The sequence below is a fragment of the Streptomyces inhibens genome (genome assembly GCF_022221585.1).
GTDB lineage: Bacteria > Actinomycetota > Actinomycetes > Streptomycetales > Streptomycetaceae > Streptomyces > Streptomyces inhibens.
This window is the reverse complement of record NZ_CP084681.1, coordinates 4,692,833-4,704,207: the sequence shown is the minus strand read 5'-3', so window position 1 is coordinate 4,704,207 and position 11,375 is coordinate 4,692,833. Positions and strand designations below refer to the sequence as shown.

Annotated in this window: 11 protein-coding genes and 1 riboswitch; of the genes, 5 read left to right on the top strand and 6 right to left on the bottom strand. The window is 68.2% G+C overall.

Annotated elements, in window-relative coordinates; all coding sequences use genetic code 11:
* Positions 1–1,377: 1,377 nt before the first annotated feature.
* Entirely contained in the window at positions 1,378–2,520 is a 1,143-nt protein-coding gene (locus KI385_RS21455) for a PP2C family protein-serine/threonine phosphatase (protein ID WP_238577783.1), read from the top strand.
* 54 nt (positions 2,521–2,574) lie between these two features.
* On the opposite strand, the gene KI385_RS21450 is transcribed toward KI385_RS21455, so the two are convergent.
* Complete coding sequence (locus KI385_RS21450; RefSeq protein WP_238573810.1) at positions 2,575–3,783, bottom strand: DUF2332 domain-containing protein; 1,209 nt, start codon at positions 3,781–3,783, stop codon at positions 2,575–2,577.
* 293 nt (positions 3,784–4,076) lie between these two features.
* Positions 4,077–4,224: riboswitch (cyclic di-AMP (ydaO/yuaA leader) on the top strand.
* Positions 4,225–4,235: 11 nt separating this feature from the next.
* Between KI385_RS21450 and KI385_RS21445 the strand changes: the two genes are divergently transcribed.
* Positions 4,236–5,351: a M23 family metallopeptidase gene (locus tag KI385_RS21445; protein WP_238573809.1), complete on the top strand. Its 1,116-nt coding sequence runs from the start codon at positions 4,236–4,238 to the stop codon at positions 5,349–5,351.
* An 81-nt stretch (positions 5,352–5,432) separates the two neighbouring features.
* Positions 5,433–6,392 carry an aldo/keto reductase gene (locus KI385_RS21440; RefSeq protein WP_238573808.1) on the top strand — a complete coding sequence of 320 codons (960 nt, stop codon included), beginning with the start codon at positions 5,433–5,435 and terminating at the stop codon, positions 6,390–6,392.
* Positions 6,393–6,509: 117 nt separating this feature from the next.
* Here KI385_RS21440 and KI385_RS21435 read toward each other — a convergent pair whose 3' ends face one another.
* From KI385_RS21435 to KI385_RS21425, 3 genes are all read right to left on the bottom strand, one after another.
* Positions 6,510–6,815, bottom strand: a complete 306-nt coding sequence (locus KI385_RS21435) for a hypothetical protein (protein WP_238577782.1) — start codon at positions 6,813–6,815, stop codon at positions 6,510–6,512.
* 108 nt (positions 6,816–6,923) lie between these two features.
* A complete protein-coding gene (locus KI385_RS21430) occupies positions 6,924–7,133 on the bottom strand; it encodes a DUF397 domain-containing protein (protein WP_238573807.1) in 210 nt (69 codons plus the stop codon).
* Positions 7,133–7,978 carry a helix-turn-helix domain-containing protein gene (locus tag KI385_RS21425; RefSeq protein ID WP_238573806.1) on the bottom strand — a complete coding sequence of 282 codons (846 nt, stop codon included), beginning with the start codon at positions 7,976–7,978 and terminating at the stop codon, positions 7,133–7,135. Before KI385_RS21425 ends, KI385_RS21430 begins: the two co-directional genes overlap by 1 nt.
* A gap of 252 nt (positions 7,979–8,230) precedes the next feature.
* Here KI385_RS21425 and KI385_RS21420 point away from each other — a divergent pair, with 252 nt between their 5' ends.
* Complete coding sequence (locus KI385_RS21420) at positions 8,231–8,827, top strand: ATP-binding protein (RefSeq protein WP_238573805.1); 597 nt, start codon at positions 8,231–8,233, stop codon at positions 8,825–8,827.
* On the opposite strand, the gene KI385_RS21415 is transcribed toward KI385_RS21420, so the two are convergent.
* Positions 8,748–9,584, bottom strand: coding sequence for an HNH endonuclease (locus tag KI385_RS21415; protein WP_238573804.1), 837 nt, complete (start codon positions 9,582–9,584; stop codon positions 8,748–8,750). The genes KI385_RS21420 and KI385_RS21415 overlap by 80 nt on opposite strands.
* Positions 9,585–9,763: 179 nt before the next feature.
* Between KI385_RS21415 and KI385_RS21410 the strand changes: the two genes are divergently transcribed.
* Positions 9,764–10,948, top strand: coding sequence for a DNA cytosine methyltransferase (locus KI385_RS21410; protein ID WP_238573803.1), 1,185 nt, complete (start codon positions 9,764–9,766; stop codon positions 10,946–10,948).
* Here KI385_RS21410 and KI385_RS21405 read toward each other — a convergent pair.
* On the bottom strand, positions 10,883–11,368 hold the full coding sequence (locus KI385_RS21405; protein WP_281066983.1) for a very short patch repair endonuclease: 486 nt from the start codon (positions 11,366–11,368) through the stop codon (positions 10,883–10,885). The genes KI385_RS21410 and KI385_RS21405 overlap by 66 nt on opposite strands.
* Positions 11,369–11,375 lie beyond the last annotated feature (7 nt).

Sequence of the window (11,375 nt, the reverse complement as noted above, 5' to 3'; positions counted from 1 at the left end):
ATTGAGCGCTTGCACCAGCAATCCCACCTCGGGTACCCGTGTGGCCCCCTACTCCCACCTGCCCGCGAGGGAACCCTGGCGTCGACAGTGGCCTCCTGACCAGGCTCGTGCCCTCCGCGTGCCCCAACGGGCGGTAAACCACGGTCAACACGGGTCCCCACTGGCCCTCTCCACCCTGCCGCGCAGCCCACTTTCACGCAGGTCGGACCCGCAATGAGGCATGTACGCCCCGTTGATTCCCAAGCTCAGGGCACAGGATAGGTCCGCGTCGCGTGGCCAAAGCCGCTTGGCAACCAGTCATTACGGGGGTGGCAGAGGGTTCCGGAGGCACACGAAGCAATCGCCGGACTGGGGCTGAGGAAGGTGGGATGGTGATCCGACTTCACCAGCTCTCGTCTCACGGGACTTGGGTGAGGAGCCGGGCATTCGACAGGAGAGGACGACAGGCCGTGACGGAACAGCGCTGCGATCGCTGTGATCTCATCATCGGGGCGGGGTGCGCCTGCCCGTCCGAGGGTGTGGCTCCTCGCATTGTTGGCGGCCAAGCACCGAAACAGGCCAGCCGCCACGGGCAGCTGCCCCACGCCATCATCGTGTCGCCCGCGGGGAACGCTCACCTGCCCGGCTGCAACCACCTCTCCGACAGCGAAATCGCTGGGCCGAAGTTCGGCTGGGTGGCCGGCCCCGATCCAGATGCCTGGTCCCGCATATCGGAGTCGCAGCCGCTGCGAGCCACCGAGGGCAACACCGGGCGAGTGGCGACCCGTCGCTGCCTGACTTGCGATACCTACGCGTAAGGAGCTGCGCCGAATGCCTGGTCAGCCGTCCGCCATGCGTGAGCGATGCGTGAGCGGACGGCGTGACACAGGCCGGTCCGGCGCTGGACCTGGCGTCAGCCGTAGGTGCTGTGACCAGGGAGAACTGGACTCCGGTGGACTACCTGAGACCGTCGGTCCCCAGTTCGTCGGGACTTTTAATCCATTGGTTCAGGGTTCGAGCCCCTGATGGCCCACCAGATGTGGACGGGAAGACCCGTCCGACCAGCAGTGCAGAGCCTTGAGAAGGGCCCGGACCGTGGACGGTCCGGGCCCTTGGCGCTGGTGGGGGCGGTGTCGGCACGGGAGCGTCGTCGGGTGGCCGCGTCGCACGGCCGCAACGGCTCTCAAGTCCCGCTGACGGGGGCGATCTTGGCGGGTGTGGCGGTCGTACCCCCTGTGGCCGCCGTACGGGGCGGGCAGCGGCGGTGTGCGGCGCCGTGACCCGTCCGGCCCCCGAGGACTCGCCGCGCCGCCCCGTACCGGGAACCCTTGGGACGTCGAGGCGGCCCACACGACGGTGCGCGTACGGACGGGCAGGAGCGGGAAGAGGCCGGTGCGGATGCTGCAGGGCGGCGGGTCCCCCACGGGCGACGAGGAGCGGCTGGCCCGCCGCGCCCGGATGTCCCCGTGGGGGCAGCGCCTGGCACGCTGGCTCCCCGTCCTCCTGATCGTCGGCGGCCTCGCCTTCGACATGAGCACGCCGCCCAGCTACACCGCGGCGCCTTTCTTCTCCGCCGCCCCGCTGGTCGCGGCGCCGCTCTCCACCCTGCGCGGCACCGCCCTGGCGGCCATGGGCGCCATGGCCGGCGAGATCTGGGTCGTCTCCTATCGCAGCGCCGCCCTGGACTACCACGAGTCGGTGACGGAGATCGTCACGGTCTTCGTCGTCGCCCTGCTGGCGCTCGGCATCAACCGGGTCGTACGGATGAGCGACGCCCGGCTGGCATCCGTACGGGATGTCTCGGAGGCCGCCCAGCGCGCCGTACTGCCCACACCGCCCGACCGGCTCGCCGGGCTGGCGATCGCCGCCCGCTACGTGGGCGCGCGGGCGGACGCCCGGATCGGCGGCGACCTCTACGCGGTGCAGGACACCCCGCACGGCGTACGCCTGATCGTCGGCGACGTACGCGGCAAGGGCCTGGAGGCGGTGGAGGCCGCGGTGATCGTCATCGGCGCGTTCCGGGAGGCGGCCGAGCAGGAGGCCACCTTGGAGGCGGTGGCGGGCCGGCTGGAGCGGGCGCTGCAACGGGAGCGCGGGCGGCGCGAGGGGCCCGACCGGCACGAGGGCTTCACCACCGCCGTACTGGCCGAGATCCCCGCCAACGGACAGTCCGTACTGCGCGTCCTCAACCGCGGCCATCCCGCCCCGTTGATACTCACCCCGGACGGCGGACTACGTGAGCTCGCCCCCGCCTCGCCGGCGCTGCCCCTGGGGATGAGCGAGGTGGCGAACTGGCCGGACCGGCCGGACGAGACCTTCTTCCCGGCCGGCTCCCTGCTGCTCTTCTTCACCGACGGGGTGACCGAGGCCCGGAACCTGATCGGCCGCTTCTACGACCCGTCGATCAGGCTGCGCGGCCGCCACTTCCAGGGACCGGGCGACCTCTTGGACACGCTCATCGAGGACGTCGCACGGCATACGGGCGGGGCGCCGGCCGACGACATGGCCCTGCTGGCGGTGCAGCGGCCGATGGGGAAGTAGGGGCCGGCCGGCCCTCAGAGCCTGCCGGGCGGGTTCTTACGGGCGTGGAGCCGCTCAGCTCCCCGTCGTCCGCGCTGCCCCGGCCGCTTCCTCCGCACCCCGCAGCCGGTGCAGGCTCTGCCCGTGCGGGCCGGTGAGCGCGACGGGGCGCCCGTCCAGCGCGAGGGTGAGCAGCAGCTCGTCCTCGGGGTGCGGCAAGGGGGGCGCCGGCGCGGTGATCCACGGCAGGACGGAGTGGTGCTCGTTGGAGATCCAGTGCCCGCCGCCGGCCCGCCCCTCCAGCAGCGACCGTACGAGCTGTGCGAACTCCTCGCGGCGGGCGGGCGGGAGATAGGTCAGCACGGCGCTGTGGAAGATGACCAGCGTCGCCTCGGGCGGCGCCTCGGCGGCGAGCGCGGGCAGCTCGTCGATCAGATCGCCGCGCACGATCCGCGGCCGCGGCGCCGCCCGGACGGCCTCGACGGCCGCCGACAGCCGCGCCGCGCGCTCCTCGTCGCCCGGCCATACGAGCGCCCGCAGCCAGCGCAGATCGTCCGGTACGGCGACCGGGTCGAGCGGGTTGAGGTCGATACCGGCACGCCAGGCGATCTCGGGCAGCCGGTCGGGCAGCCGCTCGGCCGGCCACTCCGTACGGCACCCGAACACCACCGGGCTCCCCGGCGCCCCCACCTCGACCGCCCCGGCACCATGGGCGCCGCCCTCGTCCCCGTACCCCTGCTGATACCGGTACCGATAGCGGTCGGGGTGCAGACACAGCCCCGCCGACGCGCCGACCTCCAGCAGCGCCAGCGGCTGCGGCAGACGGGCGAGCAGCGGCAGCAGGGTGGCGCAGCGGGCCGGTTCGTTGGTCTGGGTGGCGCGCTGCATGATCACCGCGCGCACCTTGTCCCAGTGCCGGATCGTCCACTCGCGCCAGCGCCCGTAGGCCGCCGCGCCGTGCGGGCCCTGCTCCGCGTGCGGGCCGTCGAGATACCGGACGGCGGCGAGCAGGAGGTTCGGCTGCCGCTTGTCGCCGGCGGGCAGCGACCCCGACAGCAGATCGCAGAACTCCGGGTCCTGGCTGATCCGCGCGCTCAACTCCTCATGGGCGTCGGACCGCCCGCGCGCCTCCCGCCAGGAGAAGTCCCGGTACCGCTCCGCCACTCCCCGCGTACCGGCACCGCTGTCGATGCGCTCGTCGCTCGTGGTGTAGGGGGTGCGCGCGAGGTGTCCGGTGTTCGTGGCGCTCTCGGAGTGTCCGGCGTTCCCGACGTTGACGACCATGATCCGACGTTACTGCTCTCACGCTCCGTAACTGGGGGGCACCCCTCCGCATAACGACTGACGCACAATCAACGAGAGATCGTTTAGGAGTGCGCGGTCAACTCGCCCTGGTTTGCGACCTTGGCGGAGGAAAAAGTCCATGCCAAAGCTTGTGCGGAGCACATATGGATTCGCGGGAAGGCTTGGAAAACGGCTGCGATCTCTATTACTGTCCGATAACGCAGCGCGGTCGTCCCAGCCGTCGCAAGAGGCGGCACCGCGCGCCGACGCCGAATCCCGCACGCGCACTTCACGCACCTCCAGCGCTTCGAACTGCACCAAGGGAACCGGGGAACCACCTCCTTGGGGTGAATCGGACGCCCCCTCGCCAGAGGGCGCCCGTAGGAGACCTTCCTGCTCCGAACCCGTCAGCTAACCCGGTAGGCGAGAAGGAAGGAAAGGAGTGCGCCCCCGTGGCGTCCAACAGGCCTGCCCCCGAGGCTTCGTCCCCGTACGAGCTCGATGACCGAGGAGCCTTCCCGGGCCCCGGTGCGGACAACAACAGCGACGGGCCGTGGGAGGAATGGAATCCCGGCGAGGACTCGCTCCGCCCCGTCCGCGGTAAGCACCGGGTGGCCAGGCAGCGTGGCGGCGGACTCGCCCGCAGCGGCACGGTCCTGGGCGTCGGCGTCATCGCGGCGGTCGGCGCGGGCGGCATGGCCGCGGCCGAGAACCGCCCGCCGGTCCCGATCTCGATGCCCGACATCGGCGGCATGGCCGACGACATCTCCGACAAGCTGCCGGACGCCAAGTCCCTGCCCGGCATCGGCGACCTCATATCCGACTCGGACGCGAACGAGGGCGCCGACTCCGCCGCCTCGGCGAACGCCGCTTCCGCGGCCGACTCCCCGGGCCCGCTGAGCCGGACCACGCAGACGGGTACGGACGCCGGCGAGGCGCTGCGCAGCCGCATCCTCCAGCAGGCCGACGCACAGCAGGGCGCCGCCGAGCAGGAGGCCCGCGAGGCCGCCGAACAGGCCGCGATCCAGCAGGCCGCGAAAGAGGCGGCCACCCAGCAGAAGGCGGCCGAGAAGGCCGCGGCCGCCAAGGAGGCGGCAGAGCTGGAGGCCAAGCGCAAGGCGGAGGAAGCGGCCCGTCAGAAGGCGGAGGCGGAACGCCTGGCCAAACTCGCCAAGAGCTTCATCGCCCCGGTCTCCTCCTACACCCTCACCGCCAGCTTCGGCCAGGCCGGCGACCGCTGGGCCGCGGACCACACCGGGCAGGACTTCGCCGCCCCAACGGGCACTCCCGTCAAGGCAGTTCACTCCGGCACCATCACCCAGGCCGGCTGGGCGGGCTCGTACGGCTACCGCATCGTCCTCACCCTCGACGACGGCACCGAGCTCTGGTTCTGCCATCTGTCCTCGATGGTGAAGACCTCCGGCAAGGTCGACACCGGCGATGTCATCGGCCGCGTAGGTGCCACCGGCAACGTCACCGGCCCCCACCTCCACCTGGAGGTACGCCCGGGCGCCGGTGACCCGATAGACCCGATGCCGTGGCTGCGCGACCACGGCGTCAACGTCTGACGCATCCGACACCGGTTGCCGTTGGGTTGCTGATGGAGGGGAGGGGGAATATCCCCCCTCTCCTCAACGCTGCAACCACGTATGACCGCGACACCGCACACCCCCCATGCCCCCAAGGCCCTCGGCTCGCTCTCCGTCTCGCCCCTCTCCCTCGGCGGCAACGTCTTCGGCTGGACCGCCGACGAGAACGAGTCCTTCGCCGTCCTCGACGCGTATGTGGCGGGCGGTGGCAACTTCATCGACACCGCGGACGTCTACTCCGCCTGGGTGCCGGGCAACAAGGGCGGCGAATCCGAAACCGTCATCGGCAACTGGCTGGCCTCCCGCGGCAATCGCTCCGATGTCGTCATCGCTACCAAGGTCGGCGCGCACCCCGACTACAAAGGGCTGTCCGCCGGCACGATCAAGGCCGCGGTCGACGAGTCCCTCACCCGTCTCCGCACCGACTACATCGACCTCTACTACACCCACTACGACGACGAATCGGTCGAGGTCTCGGAGTTCCTCACCGCCCTCAACGACCTCGTCCAGGCCGGCAAGGTCCGTGAGATCGCGGCCTCCAACATCTCCGCGAAGCGCCTGGAGGAGTCCCTGGCCTTCTCCGCCCGCGAGGGCCTGGCCCGCTACGTCGCCCTCCAGCCGCACTACAACCTGGTCTCCCGCGACACCTACGAGGGCGAACTCGCCGATGTCGCCGCCCGCAACGGCGTGGCGGCCGTCCCGTACTTCGCCCTCGCTTCCGGCTTCCTGACCGGCAAGTACCGCCCGGGCACCACGGTCGACAGCGCCCGCTCCGAGGGCGCCGCCAAGCACGTGACAACCGACCGCGGCCTCCGCGTCCTCAAGGCCCTCGACACCGTCGCCGCCGCCCACGAAGCCGAGGTCGCCACCGTCGCCCTCGCCTGGCTCGCCGCTCAGCCCACCGTCGCGGCCCCCATCGCCAGCGCCCGCACGGTCTCCCAGCTCCCGGCCCTCCTCGCGCTCGCCGACCTGCCCCTCACCGAAGCCGAACTCAAGCTGCTGACCGAGGCTTCGGCCTGACGCAGACGGGATACGGGGGCGGGGCGGGGCGGGGCGGGTCCGGACGATGTGGCTCCGGACCTGCCCCCGCCCCGCCCCGCCCCGTACGCGTACAAGCCCTCCGTGACCGGACCAGGCCTACGCCCGACGACGATCAACCGCCACCCACGACGCGAGCGCAACCCCACCCGCCACCGCGAACACCGAAGGCCAGGCCCCGATCTTCTTCGCCAACGGATGCGACCCGGCAAACGCCGCCACATAGGCCCCACTCAACGCAGCCGCTGTCGCATTCCCGGCCTTCTGCTGCCACCCCCGCGCCGCCACGGCCCCCGCCGCCGCCAACGCCACACCCCCGAGCGGCCTCTTCTTGGTCCACCGGGCAACGGCGTAGCCGCCTACGATCCCACCCGCGGCCACAGCTGCCGTCGGAAACCCAGCCATCACCAGAACCTCCTCATCAGCGGACAAGTCCTCCCGACCCTACGCCGCAGGTCGGGCAAGATTTCGAGGCCTTCGGCTTGGCGGCAAGCGTGATGACACTGCGGTCCGTTACCACAGGCCCGCACCTCGTACGGCACGGAGAAACTGCAGCCAGGCATCCCCCGAAAAGGTGATCACGGGGCGGGTGGGGTTCTTCGAGTCACGGACGGCGATTTTTTCCGCCCGGAACGCTGTTTCGACGCACTCGGTCGTGCTGGCGCCGCTGTATGACGACTTGAACCAGGTGTCCGCAGCAGCTGCTATGGGCACTTCCTGCATCACAGCTCCTTGTATATGTGTTCAATTAGGACTGAAGAAGCGGCCATGTCCAACGCTTGGGCGCGGAGATAGTCAAAGGCAAGCCGGTACCGCTCCAGCTCCTCTTCCTTCTCCATGAAGATCGAACCAACGTGGATGTCTACGTACACCACATCGAGCGAGGGCTCGGCACCGCCGAGGATCACGAAGCTTCCCATGGCGGCTGAATGTGCTCCCTTGGCAAAAGGCAGCACCTGCAGGGTGATCTCGGACGACTCGTTGGCTCGCAGCAGATGCCTCAACTGCTCACGCATGACCTCACGCGACCCGACAACCCTCCGGATCACGGACTCATCGATGATGGCCCAGATGTGCGGGGGCTTGGCTCGGTCGAGGATTTCCTGCCTCTTCATGCGGATGTCCACAAGGCGCTCGACTTTGTCTGGCGGGAGCCGCATCTCCGACGCGTGTTGTACGGCCTCGGTGTAGCTACGGGTCTGCAGGAGGCCAGGAACGTACAGGCAGGCGAAGTGGTCCTCCCGTACCGCCTCGTCCTCCAATGTGAGGAGCAGATTCATGCTCTCAGGAATAGAGTCTGCGAAAGAGCTCCACCAGCCTTGCCGCTTCGCATCTCTCGCCAGAGCGACAATGACTGTGTGTTCGGCCTCACTTGCTCCGTACTCGCGGCACAGTGCATCGACAACAGGCCACTTCACCGGACCTTCCTGAGTCTCATAGCGACTGACCGTGGCCTTCGAGACATCGACGAGCCGCCCTGCCTCTTCCAGTGTCATCCCCTTGCGGGCGCGCAGTTTGCGCAGCATCGCGCCAAGCTGACGCCGACGCGTGGTTGCCCTGGCTGCCATGGTGCGACTCCCCTCTTTGCTGGCCTTCCGGCTGGCCAGCACCAACAAGGCTATGACTGCACGAAGTTGACGTACTAGCAGATTCACCCGATGGAGTTCTGTGAGAAGTTACATGGAGAGACTTCTCGCTGTCATACTCGTAAGCGAAGCGCTACGCAGCGCAGCCGTACGGATGCGACAGGCGCAGTGCTGCCCTGGCGCGGGAGGGAGTGCGGCTATGTCCAGCCGCGAGATCACCGAACCCCGACTCCGTTGCGTACTGTCATTCGAGGCAGTCCCGACTCAAATCGCAGAACTGCGGAAGGCCGTGAGAACTCAGTTGACGGTCTGGGAGTCGTCGGCCTTACCGATGAAGTCCAGCTGGCGTTCACCGAACTCGTCAGCAACGTCATCCGGCATGTGGGAGAGGGAGCCGCAGCTACTCTCGTGATGGATTCCGAAGGCGAACGTCTACGCATCGAGTTGCACGACAAGAGCTTTGCTGTGCCCATCACGTCGAGCCCAGAGCGCGAAGCTGTGTGCAGCCGGGGCCTGCACCTGCTAGCGGCCATGATTACCGACTGGGGAACGGCCATCACCGCGACAGGCAAAGCGGTCTGGTGCGAGTTTTCGGTGGAGGCGGCTCAGCCGTGCCGCCGCATCCGCCGTGGTGGGGCCATCTTGGAAAGTCACAGCCGCCAGGCCGGAGTCCCGGTGATGGCGCTTCCCGGCGGTGCTCCTGTGCTGCAGGACGCTGTGACAAACCTGATTGCAGATCTGCTCCATTGGCTCACGGCACAGGGCGGGGACCCTGACGACTTCCTGGACCGCGCCCAGATGCATTACGAGGCTGAGCCGGAAGCTGCTTGATGGCGGCTTCAGCCAGCGGCGGCATATACGGACGGTTGGCCGCACCGTGCTCCGCGATCTCGGCGCGCAGAGCCTTGGGTGTACGCCATGATTCGCCGAGGCGGTTTCTGTGGCACATGCGATGGCAGTTGGAACACAGGAATGCAAGGTCTTCGAGTTCGGTCTCGCGAGGCCCTGAAGCATGGAGGGGCAGCACATGGTGCACTTCGATGTAGTCCATGCCGAGGTCACCGTAGAAGCGCCCGAAGTGGAAGTCGCAGACTTCGCACTGAAGGGGCTGTCCGATGCGGCGCGCTGCGTCGATCTTACGGCGGCGGAGCCTGGGGTTCCGCTCGCGGGCGATGGTCCACCGCGCAAGGAGGCGGCCTTCGAGTGCGGCGGCACCGTCCTCCCCTACTTCGTCCGGCTGCTCGGGGATTCGGGCGAGTTCCCCGGAGCCAATCCCGGCCTCGATGGCCTTCGCGGCCTTGAGCATGGTGGCAGGGTTGGCGGTGAACCGGGCAATCATCTCCCGGTCGAGGCGGCCGCACCTCGTGGCCTTCCCCTGGTAGGCGGGGTGGTTTGTGGCCAGGTCGGTAGCCTTACGGCTCACGCTGCCGGTAGACCGGAACTTCGGGATACCGCGAGCCGCGTCGCCGTGAAGCGGAAGCGAGCGCAGCAGGTTAGACAGCTCATTGACGCGTCTATCTCCTTCCCGGAGCTCTCGCCAGCCGTTCTCGACGACCAGGGCGCACGCCAGCAGCAACTCATCCCACATCCACGCTGGGCTCCGCATAGGCAATATCGTATGCGTGTTCGCTGTGGTGTGTGGAGTGATCTGAGCAAGGTGGAGTGTGCCGCACACTTGGGGGAGACGAATTGTCAGTGGGGTCTGTCACCCTCTGTAAGGGCGGATCGCGAAGAGTGTCCGCCGTGGCAAGTCTGGAAGGAGGGTGCATGACCCGCACTGAGTCCACGTTCACCTCGGTGGAGATCTGCGCAGGTGCCGGAGGCCAAGCCGTCGGTCTGCACGAGGCAGGGTTCAAGCACCGGGCACTGATCGAGATCGATGCCAGCGCGTGCGCAACCCTCAGGCGGAACGTCGAGGGTAATCCGGAGTGGGACGGCTGCGAGGTCATCGAAGCCGATCTCACGGAGTTCGACCCGGCGACGCTGAAGCTGGAGCCCGGCACGCTGGATCTGCTCGCCGGTGGCGTCCCCTGCCCGCCGTTTTCCGTCGCAGGCAAGCAGCTTGGCCAGGACGACGAGCGGGATCTGTTTCCGACCATGCTCGATCTGGTCGACGAGCTGCAGCCCAAAGCTGTGATGATCGAGAACGTGCGCGGCCTGCTGGACCAGAAGTTCGAGGACTATCGCGAGAACGTGATCCGGAAACGCCTTGAAGAGGCGGGATACACGATTTGCTACTGGAAGGTCCTCGAAGCCTGCGACTACGGAGTCCCGCAGCTGCGACCCCGAGCCATCCTGGTCGCCATGCGCTCGGACTACGCCCGGCACTTCGTGTGGACGGAGCCGGAGAAGTCGAAGCTGATCACGACAGCTGAGGCGTTGGCTCCTTCCATGCTCCAGCGCTTCCGCGAGAGCGGCGAGAATCCGCGGTGGAAGGGCGCTTACACCGAGCGCTGGGAGAGTGCCTACGAGAAGTGGCGCAAGCAAGCGGAGCTGGGCACGATCGCTCCGACGCTTGTCGGCGGTTCCAAGAAGCACGGCGGGGCCGACCTTGGCCCGACGCGCGCCAAGGAAGCATGGCGGAAGCTTGGAGTCTGCGGCCTGGGAGTTGCCAATGAGCCGGCCGAGCTAAAGCATCCGGAGCGTGACTTGTATGCGGAGCGTGGCCCGAAGCTCACAGTGAGTCAGGCGGCGATCATTCAGGGCTTCCCGGCGGAATGGGAGTTCCCAGGCCGCAAGACCGCTACATACCGGCAGGTCGGCAACGCTTTCCCACCACCGGTCGCAAGGGCTGTCGGGGAACAGATCATCGCGGCGCTGGAGGCTGGACAGGCGATGGCCGCGGCGGAGAAGGGAGAGAGCGGTCTGCTTGACGTTCCTGCGCCGTCACGCCCGCTTGGGGCGAAGCTTGCTGACCGTCGAAGCGATCTGGAGAGCGCAGGCGTCGGGTGACTCATGTTCCCAGAACCGGAGTACGGTCCAGCCAGCTTCACTAAGACGCTGATCGGTGTCCCGGTCGCGCGCGATGTTCCCCGCCACTTTGTCTGACCAGTAACCAGAGTTGGTCTTTGGCGGGACGTAGTGCTCAGGGCAGCCATGCCAGTAGCAGCCGTCGATGAACACCGCGACCTTCGCGGGGCGGAAGACCATGTCTGCCGTCCGGCGAAGGTCCGCTAGCGGCCTATCACAGACCCTGTAGCGCAGGCCCTGAGCGTGGACAAGTCGGCGGATGACCTGCTCCGGCTTGGTGTCGCGGCTTCGAATCGCCTGCATGTTCCGGCGGTTAGCTGCTGAGGATGCCCATGAACCCTCTGGTGGTACCCAGCCCTTGCTGGTGGACGGATCCTCTTGCCGCCTTCCGGCTTCGTCGATCACTGTG

What these genes read in the sequence shown, in the direction of transcription:
- KI385_RS21455 (WP_238577783.1), top strand. Translation starts at nt 1,378, where the DNA reads ATGCTGCAGGGCGGCGGGTCCCCCACGGGCGACGAGGAGCGGCTGGCC.
- KI385_RS21450 (WP_238573810.1), bottom strand. Translation starts at nt 3,783, where the DNA reads ATGGTCGTCAACGTCGGGAACGCCGGACACTCCGAGAGCGCCACGAAC.
- KI385_RS21440 (WP_238573808.1), top strand. Translation starts at nt 5,433, where the DNA reads ATGACCGCGACACCGCACACCCCCCATGCCCCCAAGGCCCTCGGCTCG.
- KI385_RS21435 (WP_238577782.1), bottom strand. Translation starts at nt 6,815, where the DNA reads ATGGCTGGGTTTCCGACGGCAGCTGTGGCCGCGGGTGGGATCGTAGGC.
- KI385_RS21430 (WP_238573807.1), bottom strand. Translation starts at nt 7,133, where the DNA reads ATGCAGGAAGTGCCCATAGCAGCTGCTGCGGACACCTGGTTCAAGTCG.
- KI385_RS21425 (WP_238573806.1), bottom strand. Translation starts at nt 7,978, where the DNA reads ATGGCAGCCAGGGCAACCACGCGTCGGCGTCAGCTTGGCGCGATGCTG.
- KI385_RS21415 (WP_238573804.1), bottom strand. Translation starts at nt 9,584, where the DNA reads ATGTGGGATGAGTTGCTGCTGGCGTGCGCCCTGGTCGTCGAGAACGGC.
- KI385_RS21410 (WP_238573803.1), top strand. Translation starts at nt 9,764, where the DNA reads ATGACCCGCACTGAGTCCACGTTCACCTCGGTGGAGATCTGCGCAGGT.